A 16,713-nucleotide genomic window follows, 5' to 3' on the forward strand; every position below is an offset into this window, starting at 1 on the left:
CATGGCAAATCACGAACTCAAGACCGGCGGCGACCGCGGATACCTGCGGATCGCGACCGAGGAAGCCTTCGCCACCCAGGAACAGCTCGACGCGATCCTGCGGCTGGTGAAGGAAGGCCGCGCCGACAAGGGCACCGTGTCGCTGTGGGGCTTTTACGGCACCGCCCAGACCGAACGCACCAACTTCATCCGCGAACGGTTGCTCGATCTCGGAGAACTGCGCCTGCAGGCGATGGACGAAGCGGGGATCGACAAGGCGGTGCTGGCGCTGACCAGCCCGGGCACTCAGTCGATGCACGATGCGGACGAAGCCAGGCGCATTGCCCGAAATGCCAACGACCAGTTGAAGGACGCGTGCGAGAAGCACCCGGACCGTTTCTACGGCATGACCGCGATTGCCCCGCTCGATCCGGCATGGTCGGCCGAGGAACTGCGGCGCGGCAAGGAGGAACTTGGCTTCAAGGGCGTGCAGGTGAACAGCCACACGCATGGTCACTACCTGGATGAGGAGCAGTTCGATCCGATCCTGCGTGCCTGCGCCGATCTCGACCTGCCGCTTTACATCCATCCGCAGGGCCTGCCCGACAGCATGATCGGCGACATGGCCGGGGCAGGGCTGGACGGGGCAATCTTCGGCTTCGCGGTTGAAACCAGCTACCACGCGATGCGCCTGCTGACGACCGGCGTGTTCGATCGCTATCCGTCCCTCCAGTTGATGCTGGGCCACGGGTGCGAAGGGCTGCCGTACATGCTGCACCGGCTGGATTACATGCACAAGGCGGGCATTCGCTCCAACCGCTACCCGCGGCTGAAGCCGCTCCAGCACGACTTGTTCCACTACATGCGCACCAACGTGCTGGCGACCAACAGCGGCCTGCCGTTCGGCCCGGCGGTCAAGCTGATGATCGACGTGATGGGCGAAGACCGCGTGATGTACGCGATGGACTACCCCTATCAATACGTGCCGGACGAAGTCCGCATGATGGACGATCTCGACATTCCGCACGACCAGAAGAAGAAGTTCTTCCAGACCAACGCGGAACGCTGGTTCAAGCTTTAGGAGAGACTTGCGATGACGACTTATGCCGTGACCGGGGCATCCGGGAAGCTCGGACAACACGTGCTGGATGAATTGCTGGAACGCGTGGACGCGAAGGATATCGTCGCGATCGTGCGGGATCCGGCCAAGCTGTCCGATTATTCCGGCAAGGGGATCGACGTTCGCCAGGGCGATTATGACGATCCCGCCAGTCTCGGTGCCGCGCTGGAAGGCGTGGACCGGCTGCTGCTGATTTCCGGCAACGCGGTGGGTGAACGCGAACGCCAGCACGGCAACGTGATCCAGGCGGCGAAGAAGGCGGGCGTGTCTTATCTCGCCTACACCTCCATTCTTCACGCTGACCGTTCGCGCCTCGCGCTCGCGCCCGAACATGTCGCGACCGAAAAGCTGCTGGAAGGCAGCGGGCTCAGCTACGATCTGCTGCGCAACGGCTGGTATTCGGAAAACTACACCGGGTCGCTCCAGACCTCGATCGAACAAGGGGTGATCCTCGGTGCGTCGGGCGAAGGGCGGATCTCGACCGCTACCCGCCGGGATCTCGCAGCGGGCGCGGCGGCCGCGCTGGTGAACGGCAAGGGCGGCGACACGTACGAACTGGCAGGCGACACCGGCTTCACCATGGGCGAATTTGCCGATGAAGTTTCAAGCCGCGCGGGCAAGCCGGTCGAATTCCGCAACCTGAGCGAAGACGAATACGCCAAGGTGCTGGAAGGGGTCGGGCTGCCGGCGCCGATCGCGGCCATGCTGGCCAGCACCAGCGCGCTTTCGGGCGAAGGGGAGCTGGAGGAGAACGGCCGCGATCTCAGCCGCTTGTCCGGCCGTCCGACGACCCCGATCAGCGAAACCATCGCCCAGGCGCTCAGCCAGTAATCGGGCCAGCCGTAACGAGAAAGCTCCCGTTCTGGTGCGCAGCCGAAACATCGGCGCGGCCAGACGGGTGAACTAAAAGGGAGAGGATCATGGCCACGAGTGCAGCGATGGGAGAGCCGCCACGGCCCGCCGCAAAGGTTACCCGCGCGGGCTGGTACGCACTGACCCTGGTGTCCGCTGCGCAGGCCATGAGCCTGCTGGACCGGCAGATACTCTCCATCCTCGGCCCCAGCATCATCGCCGATCTCGGCATCGGCGCATCCGAACTGGGGCTGCTCTACGGCACCGTCTTCGCCTTGTTCTATGCCCTGTTCTCCCTGCCGCTGGGGCGGCTGGTGGATGGCTGGGTGCGGACGAAGCTGCTGGGCATCTGCGTGTGCCTCTGGTCGATTTCGGCCGGGATGGCCGCGTTCGCCAGCAGCTTTGCCTTGCTGGCGGTGTCACGCCTGGGCGTGGGGATCGGCGAAGCGGCGGCGCAGCCGTCGGCGAACAGTATCATCTTCGATGAGTTCCCGCGGGAAAAGCGCGGCACCGCGATGGCGGCGCTGGGCATCGCGGTCGCGCTCGGGCTTGGCTTGTCGATGGTGCTGGGCGGCATCGTCGCGCAGTGGTGGGACAACCGCTATCCCGCGGGCGACGCGCCGCTCGGCTTTGCCGGGTGGCAGTTTGCCTTCCTGGTCGCCTCGCTTCCCGGCTTGCCGCTCGCCTGGCTGATCTACCGCATGAAGGAGCCGAAGCGCGGCGCGATGGACGGCATCGTCTCGCCGGAAGACCCGCACCCGTTCAAGGCCAGCGCGGAAGTGCTGGCGGCGGTCACTCCGGGCGCGAACTGGTGGATGCTGTGGCGCCGGGATGCCGGGGCAAAGCAGTGGACGATCAACCTGATCGGCCTGGCGGTGATCCTGGCTGTCTGCCTGACTCTGGTCGAGGTCACGCAGGCGTTCTCTCCCCGTCCGCCGATCCAGGCGCTGGGCCTCTCGATCGATGCCCACGTGCTGCAGTGGTTCGTTGCCGGATTTGGCGCGTTCGTGATCCTGAACCTGTTCCAGTCGCTGAAGCTGACCGATCGGGCGACCTACAACGTGATCCTTTCGCCCTCGCTGATCCTGCTGATGGTGGTCGGCGGCCTGCAAACCGCGATCAACTATGGCGTCATGGGCTTCACGCCCACGTTCCTGGTCGACAACTACGGCTTGTCGCAAGCCGAAACCGGGTTGCAGTTCGGCCTCTTGTCCGCCGGTCTCGGAATTCTCGGGCCTGTAATCGCCGGACCGCTGTCGGACTGGCTGACGGTCCGGCTGGGCGGCAAGGGCCGCGTGCTGCTGACGCTCGCTTCGCTGGGGATATCGCCCCTGTTCGGCATCTGGACGTACAGCGCGGACGACGCGACCAGCTTCTATCTGCGCTTTTCAGTCTACAGCATCATCCTGACCCTGTGGCTGCCGCCGATCTATTCCCTGATGTACGATCTGGTCCTGCCGCGGATGCGGGGGATCACGTCCTCCACCTACATCATCATTTCCACCCTGCTGGGGCTTGGCATGGGGCCGTACTTCGTCGGCATCGTTGCAGACCAGAACGGCGGGGACTTCGGCGACGCGATCATTTCGATCAACTGGGTCGCACCGGTAATCATCGTCCTGCTGCTGATCGTACTGATGCGCATCAAAAGGGATGAGGAAGGCATGAAGGACCGGGCCCGCGCGGCAGGAGAATCCGTCTGATGCGCCTGACCGTGCGCGAAGCGGCGTTCCGCATCTTCCAGCACTTCGGGGTCGATCGCCTGTTCGGCAATCCCGGATCGACCGAGCTGCCGATGCTGAAGGCGATGCCGGAAAGGTTCGACTACGTCCTCGGCCTCAACGAAGCGGTGGTGGTCGGGATGGCCGATGGCTTTGCCCGGGCAAGCGGGAAACCGGCGCTGGTGAACCTGCACAGCGCGGCCGGGACCGGCCATTCGCTCGGCAACCTGTTCACCGCGTTCCGCAACAACGCCCCGCTGGTGGTCACGGCGGGGCAGCAGGCGCGCAGCATCCTGCCGTACGATCCGTTCCTGTTCGCGGAACGGGCGACCGAGTTCCCGCGCCCCTATGTCAAGTTCTCCATCGAGCCGGCACGGGCCGAAGATGTCCCCGCCGCGCTGATCCGGGCGTTCCAGACCGCGCTGACCCCGCCAATGGGACCGGTGTTCATTTCCATCCCGGTGGACGACTGGGATCGGGAGTGCACGATGCCAGGCTTGCCGGACCTCAGCTTGCGTACCCTGCCGGACCCGCGGGGGATCGACCGCCTGGCGGAACTGCTGGACGGCGCGAGCGCGCCTGCGCTGGTGCTCGGCACCGGGGTCGCCAATTGCGGCGGGTGGGACGCGGCGATTGCCCTGGCCGAACAGAGCGGCGCCAGCGTCTGGTGCGCGCCTTATGCGGCGCGAGAGGTATTTCCCGAAGACCACCCGCAATTCGCCGGGTTTCTGCCGGCCTGGCGGGACCAGTTGCGGGACTTGCTGAATCCGCACGACGCGATCCTCGTCGCCGGCGCCCCGGTGTTCACCTGGCACGTCGAAGGCTCCGGCCCTCACTGGCCCGAACATGCGCAGCTGCTGGCCCTGAGCGAGGACCCGCAGCACCTTGCCGCCATGCCCGGCGGCGGCGGCGTGCTGGGCGATGTCGCCGCCGGCCTTGCCGCGCTGGCCGAACGCGTAAAGCCGCGCTCGTTCGCGGGCAAGAGGCACCGCCTGGCCGATCCGCAAGCCGCGATGACCGACAGCTTCGTCCTCTCCCGCATTCACGCCTTGAGGCCGCAAGATGCGGTAGTGGTGGAGGAAGCGCCGACCGCCCGAACTCCGGTGCACGACAACCTGCCGATCACGCGCGAAGGGGGCTTCTTCACCTGCGCCAGCGGCGGGCTTGGCTATTCGCTTCCCGCCGCGGTCGGCGTGGCGCAAGCGGCCGGAGACAAAGTGCTCGCCATCCTGGGCGACGGAGCGGCGATGTACACGATCCAGGGCCTCTATTCGGCCAACAGGCTGGGCGCGAACGTCAGCTTCCTGATTCTCAACAACGCGGCCTATGCCGCGCTGCAAGGGTTCGCCGGGGAATTCGGAATGAACGCGGTTCCGGGCACTGACCTGGGCGGCCTCGATTTCGTGAAGCTGGCCGAAGCGCAGGGCATCCCAGCGCGGCGGGTGGATTCGCCCGGCGCAATCGACGCAGCGCTGTCCTGGAGCTTCGGCGAATCCGGGCCAACGCTGGTCGATCTCCGGATTGCCTAGCTCAATCCTCCGTCCCGCGATGGAACCTCGCGCTTCCTCTGTCGTCTGAAAGGAGGACAATGCCGGATTTCCGGCGAACATGAGGGAGATTGCTGATGCTCGAATGGATTCTGATTCTCTTGGCCGTTGCGGCGCTTGCCGGCCTGCTCGGGTTCGGCCGCTTGTCTGGCGCTGCTTTGAGCGGCGCCAAGATCCTGATCGGGATCGTAATGATCCTGTTCATCCTGGTGTTGCTTGGCGTGCTGGTCCTTTAGAGACCGGCACGAGCCGGGCGGCTGTGGCGCAGCCGCCCGGCGCCAGCATTCCGATATGCCTTAAAGCACCTGCACCGCGTCGATGGCGGCGGCCACTTGTTCCGGCACCGCGTAGTGCAGCATGTGACCCTGTCCGTGGATGAGATCCAGCCGGGCGCAGGGGACCTGGCTTGCAAACGGCTGGGCGTGTTCATCCGCATGGGTGATGAGATCGCCGTCCCCGGCCATGACAACGATTGGTAGCCGTAGTTCGTCGTATCGGCGGCTGAGGCGGATGGCGGAGGGGATCATCAGGGCGGTGTCGGACGCGCTGGCCTGCACTTGGCCGGGGCGCAGGCTCATCGCCAGCGGGAAAGCGCCGAACCGGTCTGGGACCGGCGCGGGAGCGAAGGGTGCCTTGAAGCCCGCAGGTCCGAGCGCCCGACCGGCAAGCGGGGCCAGCGTGTGCGCCAGCAAGGGCCCGATCAGCGGGATCGCGGGGGCGGAGCCGGCCAGCACGTCGGGCCGCGCGGTTCCGAAGTAGTAGCCGGAGATCAGCACCAGCCCGGTGGTCCGGTCCGGGTGGTTGAGCGCCATCGCCAGCGCGACCATCGTGCCCCAGCTGTGGCCGACGATCACCGCGCGCTCTACGCCGATCCGCTCGAGCGCCCGGGCGATCAGCCGCGCCTGCGCTTCCGGCGTCCACTTGGTTTCGTCCGGCCGGTCGCTGTAGCCGAAGCCCGGGCGGTCGAATGCGATGACGCGATTGTGAGCCGCTGCGAGGCCCGTCACGCCGCTGATCGCGAAGTCCTGCAGCAGCACGCCGTTGCCGTGCAACAGCACGACCGCAGGGCCGGTGCCCTGTTCGGTGTAGTGCAGCCGAACTCCGTCAACCTCCACGAACGTGCCGGCTGGCGGCGTGTCCGCTTCGGCCCGGCGGGCGCTCGCCCGGTTGAACAGGGCGCTGCCAGCAAGGGCGGCCGCCGCCGCGCCCGCTGCGATCCATCCGCCTTTCGCGGAGCCTTGGTTCTCAGATGCCATGCCGGTCGAACTCACGTGCGCGGCAAAAGGTTGCAGCCTATTGCAAGACCCTGCGCAAAGCGCCGTCAGGTCACTCGCCACACCCACAGCTTGATGCCGGAGGCATAGCGCGCGCCGGAGCAGACGAAGATCGACCGGTTCAGCCAATCATACGGCCCTTCCGGGGCAATGAATTCGGGCACGGTGCGGAAGTAGTACTCCGCCGGATCGACTTCCTCCCCCCGGCGCAGGCGGTCCATAACCTCCGCGGGGCCATGGCGCAGGCCCTTGTTGCGGATCTGGATCAGCGCGCCGTCGTCCGTCTCGATCGCATAGATCGCATCGGCCACTGTGACGCCGTCGCCGCGGGTCAGTTGCCAGTCGGCCGAATTGCCCATCAGGCGCCCGGAGATCTTCGGCCCCTTGACTGACCCGCCCTGGATGATCGGGATGATCCGGCGCGCTCCGTCATAGGTTTTCCCGATTTCGCGGGGCGGCTCCAGGTCGCCGCTGGCTTCGTAGACAAATTCCAGTTCGGGCTTGATCATCGCTTGTTCCACGTCAATCTGTCAGTAAGGCCAATAGGCTATAGCTTGCGCCGAATTGCCAGACGAATCGAAGAAAATTACGATAGGAGAGAGGAATGGCTGCGGATCTGTACGCGGACTTTGTCATCATCGGGGCAGGCAGCGCGGGCTGCGTGCTCGCCGCCAGGCTGACCGAAAGCGGTGAGCACAAGGTGGTGCTGCTCGAAGCCGGCGGCGATGACCGCCCGACCAAGGAGCCGAGCCAGTTCGTTTCCAACCTGATGATCCAGACGCCGATCGGCTTCGGCAAGACGCTGAACGATCCCAAGGTCAACTGGCTCTATGAAACGGAGGTCGACGAAGGCTCCGGCAACCGCACGCACAAGTGGCCCAAGGGCAAGGTGCTGGGCGGATCGTCTTCGATCAACGGACTGCTTTATGTCCGCGGGCAAGCGGCCGATTACGACGGCTGGGCGCAGATGGGCGCACGCGGCTGGAGCTGGGACGATGTCCTGCCCTACTTCCGCAAGAGCCAGAACCAGGAACGCGGCGAGAACGCGCAGCACGGGGTGGGCGGTCCGCTCAACGTCTCTGATTTCCCGGAACGTCACCCGGTCAGCGCGGCACTGGTTCAGGCCTGTGTCGAAGCGGGCATTCCTTACAAGGAAGACCTGAACGACGGAAACCAGGAAGGCGTCAGCTTCTTCCAGATTACCGCGAAGAACGGCAGGCGCCACTCGGCGGCGGTCGCCTATCTCCACCCGGCGATGAAGCGGCCGAACCTGACGGTCGAAACCCGGGCAATGACCACACGCATCCTGTTTCAGGGCAAGAAGGCAGTCGGGGTCGAATTCAAGCAGCACGGCCAGACTCGCCGCGTAATGGTCGGGCGCGAAGTGATCGTGGCCGCAGGCGCGGTGGAAAGCCCGAAGCTGCTGGAAATCTCCGGCGTCGGCCAGGGCGGCCTGCTGCAGGAACTCGGCGTTTCGGTGGTGCACGAATCCCCGATGATCGGCGAAAACCTGCAGGATCACTACATGATCGGCTGCCAGACCTACCTCAAGGAGGAGGAGCATTCGATCAACCAGCTGTCCCGCGGCACCAAGCTGCTCGGGCAGATTGCCAAGTACGGCACCACGCGCAAGGGCCTGCTGTCCTATGCGGTCGCCCATGGCTGCGCATTTGCGAAAACCCGGGATGAGCTGGAATACCCGGACGTGCAGATCCACGTGATGGCTGCGAGCATGGATCTGGAGTACCTGAACCAGTATCAGGGCCTCAGGCTGGACAAGGAGCCGGGCCTTGCGTCCAATCCCTGCCAGTTGCGCCCCGAATCCCGCGGATCGATCCACGCGAAATCGCCGGACGGCACGGTGATGCCGCGGATCGTGCCGAACTACTTGTCCGATCCGATCGACCGGGAATCGGTGGTTTCCCAGCTGAAGCTGATCCGCAAGATCTGGCAGCAGCCGGCGATCAGCCCGTACCTCAAGGCACCGGGCGATCCCTTCGGTGAGACGGACGACCAGATGATCGAATACGCGAAGCTTGCGGGCGGCACGCTGTACCACGCGGTCGGCACGGTCGCGATGGGCGATGAACGCTTCCCGCTCGATCCGCAGATGCGGGTGCGAGGGGTGGAGGGCCTGCGGGTGATCGACGCTTCGGTCATGCCCAAGATCGTTTCCGGCAACACCAACGCCCCCACGATCATGATCGCGGAAAAAGGCAGCGCGATGATCCTGCAGGACGCGAAGGAAGCCCTCGCGGCGTAAGCCGGAAGCAAAAACGCGGCGTAAGCTCAGTAAAAGGCGCGGCGGGAGAAATCTCGCCGCGCCTTTTCCTTGCTTCGCTATTGCTGGACGACCTTGCCGCCGTGACGTAGCTTCCCTGCAACAGCCGGCGAGCAAATGACCGGCAGTTACGGAGGGATGCTTATGTCTGCTTATCTTGCACTGGCCGTGTCCGTCGGCCTTCTCGCCTTTGTCGATACCTGGCTTTACGTCGGCCCGCTTGAAACGACGGCGCTGGCCGGTCTGGTGTGGATTTCGTTTATCGCCTGGGGCTGCCATTTCCATTCCGGCGGCGGCACGAAAGGCAGTCTCACTACCGTCGCCTGCATGACCTTCGGCGCGCTGGTCGGGATGGTCGCGGTCATGCTCGCCAGCGGCGTGTTCGCCGACACCGGGGTGCTGGCTGCGCCGATCGCGGTCGGCCTTGGCGCCGCGGTAATCTGCCTCGCCAGCCGGGTGTCGCTGCTCGGGACCATTCCGGCGAGCGTCTATGGCTTCGCCTCCATCGCCGGGCCGATCCTGTTGAAGGGGCTCACCCCGGCAGAGGCGTTCATCCCGGTAGTGCTGTCGATCATCATCGGCGCCGCGTTCGGCTATGTCTCGGAAGCGCTCGCCAACGCGCTCACGCGCAAGGCTGCGCCGGTGGACGCGGAAGCCGCCGCGCTCGGGGAAACCAGCGCCGTCTGACCGGAAGCTTCCGAATCGCGACAGGGGCGGGCTGCGGCTCGCCCCTCAGTCCGAAATCCGGCCGGACCGTTCCAGCGCAAGCCGCAGGGCTTGCAGTTCCGCTTTCAGCTCCGCCATTTCGCCGCTCCCCGCGACGGGCCCTTCCGGCTGCTCCGCGTCGCGGCCGATGAAGAAGCTGGCGAGAGTCGCCGTCAGGTATCCGAACACGGCAAAGCCGTAGATCGACAGCAGCACGCACAGCAGGCGCCCTTCGGTCGTGACCGGCCAGTATTCGCTGCCGATGCTGGTCAGCAGCATTGCCGTCCACCACAGCGCATCCCAGTAGGAGATAAAGCCCCCTTCGACCTCGCCGGCCGATTCGAAGCTCAGCATCCCGGCCGATCCAAGCGCGATCACCAGCATCGTCAGTCCGGCGACATAGCCGAACCGCCGCCGCGCCAACGTAGACCGCAGCGCGTTCATCCCGCGATTGGCGGTGCCGACGATCCGCACCAGCCGCAGGCCGCGCAGCAGCCGGGCCGCGCGCAGGATGGCGAAGACCCGCACAAGCCGCAGGGCGGGAACCACCAGCGCAATGATCGTCAGCCAGTTCGTCCGCAGAAACGGCCGCTTTTCCGGGGCGAGGGCAAAACGGATCAGGAATTCGATGATGAAGACGATCCAGATCATCGTTCCAACAGTTGTCAGCAGTTCGTTGGTTTCGCCGATCAGCTCCAGCACCACGATGACCAGCCAGCCGAAGCTGAGCACCAGCATCGGCGTGCGGAGCCAGCGCTCCAGCTCATCGAGCTCTATCCAGCGTTCGTCCTGCGTCACCATCCCGGCTCCTTGCTCTGAGGCAAGAGACGCATGAACGCTGCCTCCGGTTTCGTCCGTGATCAGGCGTCCTGCCCGAGTGCCGCCGCGGTGACGGCGTCGTTCAGCGGCCGGGCAGCCGCGAATCCAGCGAATGATCCGGCTCGCCTTTCCAGATGAACAACGGCCAGAACCAGGCGCGCCAGGGCCAGGTGATGATCGCGGTGAGGATCACCGTCAGCGCGGCGAAGGTGTACTCGACCAGCCCTTCGTCCAGCACGACATTCCAGTAGACGATCACCACGTTCAGAACCACGACCGCGATAATCGTCAGCGGCATCGCGCGGTTCAGCAGCAAGGTGATCCCGGTCACCACCTCGATCACCTTGACCCAGTCGAACAATCCGCTGGCCATCAGGGCCTTGGTGAAGGCGATCGCTTGCGGCGTGTTGCCCAGCGGCTGCATCCACGGCCAGAAGAAGTGCCACAGGCCGGAGAAGAGGAACCACGCGCCGAACACAACCCGGCTGACATGGTAGGCGATCCGGAAAACCGGGCTGGAGGTTGCTTGCACGGTGCGTTGCCTCATCGGGTGCGCGCGACAATCCGGCAGGGCCCCGCATCAGGGCCGCGCCGCGCCGGGTCGGCCGCGCGCGGGCAGCCGGTTCCTGCTTGTTCCGCCCGCTCCCGCTTTCGTCGCGGGATCGAAAGGGGGAGGGGCGGAAGAAGGATCAGAAGGTCAGGGCTTGACCTTGCTGGCGTTCAGCCGTTCGCGGCCGACCCAGGCGCCGTGGACCTGGCTGCGCAGCGCGATCCCGGTCTTCACCTTGGCGATCGGGCCCTTGGCCGGGTTGTCCGCTTCCACGATCCACAATTCGGAGGAATAGTCGTGCGGCGCGGGGCTGTTGGGGATGTCGACCACGCTCAGCAGCCATCCGCCATGGCTGGAATCGGATGAGGGCACGTGTGCCGGCTCACTGATCCCGGCGCCCGGGGGCACGGCCATCATTTCGACGCGGCCATTGCCCGGCTCGATCCGGACCAGCGCGTTGAAGTTGGCGCCGACCGGTCCGCCAAGCAGCGGCGGGCCCTTGGCTTCCGGGTTCATCGAAAGATACCACGCGGCGCGGTAGGGGCGGCCCTGATCGGCATCCGGCAGGCGCGGCAAGTCTCCCGGAGGGCCGAGCGGACGCTCCTGGATTTCAGGATCGGCCTTGCTCATGTCGATCGTCCAGCGAGTCAGCGCTCCCTGGATTTCCTGCTGGGGCTTATCGATGCCGCCGGCCTCACGCATGAAGGCGAACGCGTTGGTCTCCGACAGGCACAAGTCGATATGGACCAGATCGCCATCGTCGTAGGCGTTGACTTCGTGGAACACGGAAACGCCGACCGGCCCCTTGATCCACTTCATCTCCTCCACCTTGCCATAGCGGGGCATGATGCCGACCCAGCTTTCCAGATCCTGCTGATGCGCCCAGTGCGCGCCGCCGGACTTCAGCCGGTCAAGATCGGCCGTGGTCGGGAAGATCGGGAAAATGGCGTATTTCTCGGTGATGACGAAGTCGTGGATGGTCGAGCAGTACGGCTGCTTGAACCACTGCTCGGACGTCAGGTTGCCGTCCTTGTCGGCGATGCCGTAGGCGATATCCAGGCTGCACAGCCCGCCCGCTTCATAGCCGAAGAAGAACAATTCGCCGGTCTGGGGATCCACGCGGGGATGGGCGGTGAAGGTTTCCGATTTCAGCGCGCCGTAATAGTCCCACTTGCCCACGGTTTCGAGCGTGTGAGGGTTGATTTCATACCCCCGGCCGTCCTCCTTGGTCATGAACAGGCGGCCGCCGTGCCAGACGGGGGTGGTGTTGGCGAGGGTGCGGTCCACGCCTTCAACCGAAGGATCATCGGTGAACGGGTTGCGATACCGGCCGAACAGCGCGCGCCGCGCGTCTTTTTCCGCCTTGTAGCGCTCCGTCTCGACATAGCGGATGTCGTAATCGACCGCGCCCTTTTCGAAGTTGAAGCGTGCGATCATCCCGTCCGCGTTCAGCGCGATGTCGTCTTCGAACATCGGCGCGTGCGCGTTGTCGGGAACGGCGCGGAAGAACGCGCCTTCGATCTCGGCCGGGATTTCGCCTTCCACCTCCAGATTGCGGACGGACAGCTCAAGCCGCCGCGGGGTGTTGGTGCCGATGAAGTGAATGCTGTTCGGAAACGCGCCCATGACGTGAATTCTCTCCCTTCGATTCTGAAATGACGGTAACACCTGTTAGGATTGCGTCCAACCGGCTTGTGCTGGATAGACCGGCGAAACACGGCGAAGGGGGATGCGTGCAGGCAAGCGAAGGCATGATGATCGAAGCGGAGGACGACATGGCGGCGCCCGCGGCCTCGCCGGACGGCGACCGGGCACCGATGCTCCACCGGCTGCTGAAACTGACCAACCGACTGATGGCGCCTTTTTCCATCCATCTGGAAAAGCAGTACCGGATCACCCTCAACGAATTTCGCCTGCTGATGACGATCGGGCATCTCGGCACGTCCGCCAGCCACGAACTGGCCGAACGCACCGGGGTCAACGTGATGAGCGTCAGCCGGGCAGTCTCCGCGCTGGAGAAGCACGGCCGGATCAGCATAGAGCGCGATCCCGACAATCGCCGCCGCAAGCGTCTGACGCTGACGGACGAAGGGCGGCGCTTGTACGAAATCATGCGCCCGCGGACGGAGAAGGTGTCCGATTACTTGTTCGCGGGGCTTTCGGCGGAGGACCTTGCCGCGCTTGACCGGATTCTTCACACGATGACCGCCCGGCTGGAAGCCAAGGACCAACAGGGCCGCTCCCTCTTCCTTGAGGAGACGCGGCCGGAGGACGGAGACGAATGACGATGGACATCACCCAGCGGCTGGAAATCGAGGCGCAATGCACCCGCCTGATCAACCACTACGCCAACCTCAACGATGCGCAGGACTGGGATGCGGTCGCGGAGCTTTATACCGAGGATGCGCGCTTCGGACGGCCGAGCAAGCCGGGGGACCTGGTGACCGGGCGCGAGGCGATCCTCGCCAGCTTCAAGGCGCGGCCACCGCGGGCGCAGCGCCACGTCATCGCGAACGTCGTGGTCGATGTGGAGGACGCGGACAGCGCCCGTGCCTTCAGCGTGATCCTGCTGTTTCAGGGCGAAGCGGCGGCCGAAGGCGAACTTCCGGCGATGAGCGCGAATTCGCCGCTCGTCGGCACCTTCCGGGACAGGATCGTCCGGACGAACGAAGGCTGGCAATTCGCCGAGCGGATCGGCGGGCTCGACTTTCGCCCCTGAACACGCCCGCCTGAACTCGCAAGCCCGAGTTGGCAGGCCTGAAATCAGCGCGTCACGCGGGAACGGCGGCTGCACCGCCGTCCCGCGCCCGCATCGCCAGCGGCACCAGCAAGGCCAGCCCGCCGCAGATCGTGACCGGGATCACCAGCGTCAGGAAATACCCGCTCGCGGAAATGCCTGCGTCGATCAGCGCCGCGCCGACCAGCGGGGCAGCAATCGCACCGATCCGCGATATCGCCACGGCGGCGCCGATCGCGGTGGACAGCACGTGCGACGGGAACAGCTTGGGGCTGAGCGCCATCAGCGCGCCGTGAATCCCCGTCACCCCGCCGCCGGCCACCAGCAGCAGCAGGCTCCAGCCCAGCGGATCGGCCGGAGTGGCCCAGATCGCCAGAAAGGCGAGGGCGATCACCGCGTAGCCGATTGCCAGCGTCGGCCCGGGCTTCCACTTGTCGATCAGGAACGCGAGTCCGATGCTGACCGGCAGGCCCATGCCCTGCATCAGGCCCTGGATGCGGGACGGCAGGCTGTCCCCGAACACTTCGGCCGGAAGCACGATCGGGGTCCAGCGGACCAGCATGTACAGCGCCACGGCGTTGATCATGTAGGCGCACGTGAACACGGCCAGCGGGAAGGCGAGGGGCGGACGCAGCAACTCGGCGAAGGGCGTCCGCGCGCCCGCTCGCCGTTCCCTGGTTGCGCCTCTGCCTCCCGGCAGGATCGCCAGCAGGCCCAGGCCCAGCAGCAGGGCAAGCACGGCAGGAACCCAGAACAAGCCGCGCCATCCGGCCCAGCCGACCAGTTCCGGCGCGGTGAACCCGGCCAACATCGCCCCAATCGCGATCCCGGCGGACACTACGGCCATGATCGTCGAGCGCCGCCCTTCCGGCGCGACTTCTGCGGACAAGGCGGAAACGTTGGCAAGGCATGCGCCCAGCGCGATGCCGGTCAGCAGGCGCCAGATGGCGAACCCGGCGATGCTGCCCGAAAGTGCGGTCGCGCTGGTTGTCGCGGCGATGGCGAAGCACCCCGCCACGATCAGCGGCTTGCGGCCCAGCCGGTCCCCCAGCGGCGCGATCAGCAAAGCGCCGATACCAAGCCCGAGCAAGTCAGCCGACTGGACGATGGAAAACGCGGTCGGCTCCACTCCCATTTCGGGGGCGAGCCAGCGGATCGCCAGCGCCATGGCGTTGAGATCGTATCCGTCGATCACCATCACCCCTGCCAGCAGGAGCAGCGCGGCCATCCGGCGTCCCGGCGTCATGGTCGGGGCACTCGGCGCACCCGTGGCAGTCGCGTCCATAACTCCCCTCCCGCTTGCAGGAAGGGGCTCGCATGGCCTCTCCCCTCTGTTCTGCACCCGCTTTTGCCCACCCCTGACCTCACCCGCAAGCGCGAGGGGAAAAGATCAGCCTTCTCGCCCGTCCCACGGGCTGGGCATGTGGTACGGCACGGTGATGAAATCCGCCTCGATCTGCTCGATCGCCCCGGCGCGGATCTTGAAGGCCTCGGTCAGGTAATAGGTGTGCGGCCGGCGGATCGGGCTGGAGACCTTGGTCCCGTCGGTCAATTCGTAATCGCCGATCTTCCCGCAGTGGTCGATGAAGCCGTGGGCCAGCACGATCCCGCGCTCCAGATCGACCAGCGGAAACCGCCGCCCGCGCAGCCGGTCGTCGTAGAGGTAATTGCCGAGCCGGAATTGCTCCTCGCACCCCAGCCGCGCCACCGGGACCACGAAATCGGGGTTGTTGGTGGTCTGCAGCCCGTTCTCCACCCGGTTGCAATCGGGATGGAAGCGCGTGTGAATGGTCCCGTCGTTCTGTTCGATGGTTTCGAAATAGCCGTCGGCCAGCGCCAGCAGTTCCTCACGTGTGGAGCGTTCCTCCGGCGGGACCATGGCTTCCATTACGGGCTTGGGCTCAAAGGTCTGGGGAGAGAACGTCAGCCCTTCATCGGCGTTGCGGGCGATGATCCCTTCGGCTTCGGTCACGCGGCCGTCCTTCAGGCCCAGCCGGAACGCGGCGGGAGAGACGGCGTTCGTTTCCTCCACGCAGGTGAACAGCGCCACCTGGTCCGTGTCCTCGTCGGCGAAGCGCAAGTCATAGGGGCCGAGCGCGGTGATCGTGTTCCACAGCCCGTCCCCGGGGATCAGCGCCACGTTGTTCTCCGTGTAGAACACGTCGTTCGCCCACGGCACCTGCGCGGGATCGCGCGCCCGCAAGCCAGCGATGAACGTGTCGAGCGCGGCGTAAAGTTCCTTCCGGACCATATCTTCCCCCTTTTTCATGCGGTCATAGCGGCTCGTTTCCGGCGCCGCTTGACCTTGCCCCGGTGCTAGACCAAAAGTAACGACCGTTAAAGTCATGACAACGCGGGAGAGTGGGATGGATCCGGCAGGCAAGCAAGCCGTCGTCACCGGCGGCAACTCGGGCCTTGGGCAAGCGACCGTGGAAGCGCTGGTCGCTGTCGGGGCGAACGTCGTCTCGCTCGATCGTTCGGGCACGGCGCCCAAGGGCGCGCGGCACATCGTTTGCGACGTGACGGACGAATCGTCGGTCAAGGCCGCGGTCGATCAGATCGAAGGCGGCATCCACATCCTGGTGAACAGCGCCGGGATCGGCGGGATGGGGCCGATTGCCAGCGCCGAAGGGCCGGGCGATCTCGCCGCCTTCCGCCAGGTGATCGACGTCAACCTGACCGGCGCCGTCACCGTCGCGGCCCATGTCGCGCACCGGATGATCGGCAACGCGCCTTCCGGAGAGGACGAGGAGCGCGGGGTGATCGTCAACGCCTGCTCCATCGCCAGCTATGAAGGGCAGGAAGGCATGAGCGCCTACACTGCGTCCAAGGCGGCGCTCGCGGCCCTGACGCTGGTCTGGGCACGCGACTTGTCGCGTCACGGCATCCGCGTGATGGGCGTTGCCCCGGGCTTCATGACCACTCCGCTGGTGTCCGGCTTGCCGGACGATTTCGTGGCCGAATTGCTGAAGGGCGCGGAGTTCCCTAAGCGCGCCGGACGCGCCCGTGAGTTCGCCGACGTCGTTCAGTTCATCGTCAGCACGCCTCTTCTAAACGGTGAAGTAATCCGGCTAGATGCGGCAACACGACCGCCTGCCCGAACCTTGTGGTCGGCCGGCTGAGAGAGG

The 16,713-nt window shown here is 65.5% G+C and carries 17 protein-coding genes; 10 read left to right on the forward strand and 7 right to left on the reverse strand.

The window, feature by feature from the left end; genetic code table 11:
• Position 1: 1 nt before the first annotated feature.
• From ELY13_RS06790 to ELY13_RS06810, 5 genes are all read left to right on the forward strand, one after another.
• Positions 2-1,060 carry an amidohydrolase family protein gene (locus ELY13_RS06790; RefSeq protein WP_126173128.1) on the forward strand — a complete coding sequence of 353 codons (1,059 nt, stop codon included), beginning with the start codon at positions 2-4 and terminating at the stop codon, positions 1,058-1,060.
• A gap of 12 nt (positions 1,061-1,072) precedes the next feature.
• On the forward strand, positions 1,073-1,930 hold the full coding sequence (locus tag ELY13_RS06795; protein ID WP_126173129.1) for an SDR family oxidoreductase: 858 nt from the start codon (positions 1,073-1,075) through the stop codon (positions 1,928-1,930).
• A gap of 89 nt (positions 1,931-2,019) precedes the next feature.
• Positions 2,020-3,654, forward strand: coding sequence for an MFS transporter (locus ELY13_RS06800; RefSeq protein WP_241233577.1), 1,635 nt, complete (start codon positions 2,020-2,022; stop codon positions 3,652-3,654).
• Positions 3,654-5,201 carry a benzoylformate decarboxylase gene (mdlC, locus tag ELY13_RS06805; RefSeq protein ID WP_126173130.1) on the forward strand — a complete coding sequence of 516 codons (1,548 nt, stop codon included), beginning with the start codon at positions 3,654-3,656 and terminating at the stop codon, positions 5,199-5,201. The genes ELY13_RS06800 and mdlC overlap by 1 nt, the downstream gene beginning before the upstream one ends.
• A gap of 95 nt (positions 5,202-5,296) precedes the next feature.
• Positions 5,297-5,455, forward strand: a complete 159-nt coding sequence (locus ELY13_RS06810; RefSeq protein WP_126173131.1) for a DUF1328 family protein — start codon at positions 5,297-5,299, stop codon at positions 5,453-5,455.
• A gap of 60 nt (positions 5,456-5,515) precedes the next feature.
• Here ELY13_RS06810 and ELY13_RS06815 read toward each other — a convergent pair whose 3' ends face one another.
• Together ELY13_RS06815 and ELY13_RS06820 are read right to left on the reverse strand one after the other, a co-directional pair.
• Positions 5,516-6,475 carry an alpha/beta fold hydrolase gene (locus tag ELY13_RS06815; RefSeq protein WP_126173132.1) on the reverse strand — a complete coding sequence of 320 codons (960 nt, stop codon included), beginning with the start codon at positions 6,473-6,475 and terminating at the stop codon, positions 5,516-5,518.
• A 65-nt stretch (positions 6,476-6,540) separates the two neighbouring features.
• Positions 6,541-7,002 carry a DUF3237 domain-containing protein gene (locus ELY13_RS06820; protein WP_126173133.1) on the reverse strand — a complete coding sequence of 154 codons (462 nt, stop codon included), beginning with the start codon at positions 7,000-7,002 and terminating at the stop codon, positions 6,541-6,543.
• 95 nt (positions 7,003-7,097) lie between these two features.
• Here ELY13_RS06820 and ELY13_RS06825 point away from each other — a divergent pair, with 95 nt between their 5' ends.
• Positions 7,098-8,756 (forward strand): GMC family oxidoreductase, encoded by a 1,659-nt coding sequence (locus ELY13_RS06825; protein ID WP_126173134.1) that lies wholly within the window; start codon positions 7,098-7,100, stop codon positions 8,754-8,756.
• Positions 8,757-8,918: 162 nt separating this feature from the next.
• Entirely contained in the window at positions 8,919-9,461 is a 543-nt protein-coding gene (locus ELY13_RS06830) for a DUF1097 domain-containing protein (RefSeq protein WP_164549726.1), read from the forward strand.
• A 45-nt stretch (positions 9,462-9,506) separates the two neighbouring features.
• Here ELY13_RS06830 and ELY13_RS06835 read toward each other — a convergent pair whose 3' ends face one another.
• From ELY13_RS06835 to ELY13_RS06845, 3 genes are all read right to left on the reverse strand, one after another.
• Entirely contained in the window at positions 9,507-10,280 is a 774-nt protein-coding gene (locus ELY13_RS06835) for a potassium channel family protein (protein WP_126173136.1), read from the reverse strand.
• Positions 10,281-10,380: 100 nt separating this feature from the next.
• Positions 10,381-10,845, reverse strand: a complete 465-nt coding sequence (locus ELY13_RS06840; RefSeq protein WP_206435994.1) for a hypothetical protein — start codon at positions 10,843-10,845, stop codon at positions 10,381-10,383.
• A 150-nt stretch (positions 10,846-10,995) separates the two neighbouring features.
• Positions 10,996-12,474: a lignostilbene-alpha,beta-dioxygenase NOV2 gene (locus ELY13_RS06845; RefSeq protein WP_126173137.1), complete on the reverse strand. Its 1,479-nt coding sequence runs from the start codon at positions 12,472-12,474 to the stop codon at positions 10,996-10,998.
• Between the two features lie 107 nt (positions 12,475-12,581).
• Here ELY13_RS06845 and ELY13_RS06850 point away from each other — a divergent pair, with 107 nt between their 5' ends.
• Together ELY13_RS06850 and ELY13_RS06855 are read left to right on the forward strand one after the other, a co-directional pair.
• Positions 12,582-13,133 carry a MarR family winged helix-turn-helix transcriptional regulator gene (locus ELY13_RS06850; protein WP_241233578.1) on the forward strand — a complete coding sequence of 184 codons (552 nt, stop codon included), beginning with the start codon at positions 12,582-12,584 and terminating at the stop codon, positions 13,131-13,133.
• Positions 13,130-13,567 carry a nuclear transport factor 2 family protein gene (locus ELY13_RS06855; RefSeq protein ID WP_126173138.1) on the forward strand — a complete coding sequence of 146 codons (438 nt, stop codon included), beginning with the start codon at positions 13,130-13,132 and terminating at the stop codon, positions 13,565-13,567. The genes ELY13_RS06850 and ELY13_RS06855 overlap by 4 nt, the downstream gene beginning before the upstream one ends.
• A gap of 52 nt (positions 13,568-13,619) precedes the next feature.
• On the opposite strand, the gene ELY13_RS06860 is transcribed toward ELY13_RS06855, so the two are convergent.
• Together ELY13_RS06860 and ELY13_RS06865 are read right to left on the reverse strand one after the other, a co-directional pair.
• Entirely contained in the window at positions 13,620-14,870 is a 1,251-nt protein-coding gene (locus ELY13_RS06860; RefSeq protein WP_126173139.1) for an MFS transporter, read from the reverse strand.
• Positions 14,871-14,975: 105 nt separating this feature from the next.
• Positions 14,976-15,836, reverse strand: a complete 861-nt coding sequence (locus tag ELY13_RS06865; protein WP_126173140.1) for a DUF8021 domain-containing protein — start codon at positions 15,834-15,836, stop codon at positions 14,976-14,978.
• Positions 15,837-15,951: 115 nt separating this feature from the next.
• On the opposite strand from ELY13_RS06865, the gene ELY13_RS06870 reads away from it, so the two are divergent.
• Positions 15,952-16,707: an SDR family NAD(P)-dependent oxidoreductase gene (locus ELY13_RS06870; protein ID WP_126173141.1), complete on the forward strand. Its 756-nt coding sequence runs from the start codon at positions 15,952-15,954 to the stop codon at positions 16,705-16,707.
• The last annotated feature ends 6 nt before the right edge of the window (positions 16,708-16,713 follow it).

Origin of the sequence: Altericroceibacterium xinjiangense, from assembly GCF_003958635.1 — a bacterium.
Lineage (GTDB): Bacteria > Pseudomonadota > Alphaproteobacteria > Sphingomonadales > Sphingomonadaceae > Altericroceibacterium_A > Altericroceibacterium_A xinjiangense.

Bases quoted from the DNA above. Each gene is read 5' to 3' on its own strand.
- ELY13_RS06835 (WP_126173136.1), bottom strand. From the start codon at position 10,280: ATGGTGACGCAGGACGAACGCTGGATAGAGCTCGATGAGCTGGAGCGC.
- ELY13_RS06830 (WP_164549726.1), top strand. From the start codon at position 8,919: ATGTCTGCTTATCTTGCACTGGCCGTGTCCGTCGGCCTTCTCGCCTTT.
- ELY13_RS06810 (WP_126173131.1), top strand. From the start codon at position 5,297: ATGCTCGAATGGATTCTGATTCTCTTGGCCGTTGCGGCGCTTGCCGGC.
- ELY13_RS06855 (WP_126173138.1), top strand. From the start codon at position 13,130: ATGACGATGGACATCACCCAGCGGCTGGAAATCGAGGCGCAATGCACC.
- mdlC (WP_126173130.1), top strand. From the start codon at position 3,654: ATGCGCCTGACCGTGCGCGAAGCGGCGTTCCGCATCTTCCAGCACTTC.
- ELY13_RS06815 (WP_126173132.1), bottom strand. From the start codon at position 6,475: ATGGCATCTGAGAACCAAGGCTCCGCGAAAGGCGGATGGATCGCAGCG.
- ELY13_RS06800 (WP_241233577.1), top strand. From the start codon at position 2,020: ATGGCCACGAGTGCAGCGATGGGAGAGCCGCCACGGCCCGCCGCAAAG.
- ELY13_RS06795 (WP_126173129.1), top strand. From the start codon at position 1,073: ATGACGACTTATGCCGTGACCGGGGCATCCGGGAAGCTCGGACAACAC.
- ELY13_RS06860 (WP_126173139.1), bottom strand. From the start codon at position 14,870: ATGGACGCGACTGCCACGGGTGCGCCGAGTGCCCCGACCATGACGCCG.
- ELY13_RS06865 (WP_126173140.1), bottom strand. From the start codon at position 15,836: ATGGTCCGGAAGGAACTTTACGCCGCGCTCGACACGTTCATCGCTGGC.
- ELY13_RS06825 (WP_126173134.1), top strand. From the start codon at position 7,098: ATGGCTGCGGATCTGTACGCGGACTTTGTCATCATCGGGGCAGGCAGC.
- ELY13_RS06870 (WP_126173141.1), top strand. From the start codon at position 15,952: ATGGATCCGGCAGGCAAGCAAGCCGTCGTCACCGGCGGCAACTCGGGC.
- ELY13_RS06840 (WP_206435994.1), bottom strand. From the start codon at position 10,845: ATGAGGCAACGCACCGTGCAAGCAACCTCCAGCCCGGTTTTCCGGATC.
- ELY13_RS06845 (WP_126173137.1), bottom strand. From the start codon at position 12,474: ATGGGCGCGTTTCCGAACAGCATTCACTTCATCGGCACCAACACCCCG.
- ELY13_RS06820 (WP_126173133.1), bottom strand. From the start codon at position 7,002: ATGATCAAGCCCGAACTGGAATTTGTCTACGAAGCCAGCGGCGACCTG.
- ELY13_RS06790 (WP_126173128.1), top strand. From the start codon at position 2: ATGGCAAATCACGAACTCAAGACCGGCGGCGACCGCGGATACCTGCGG.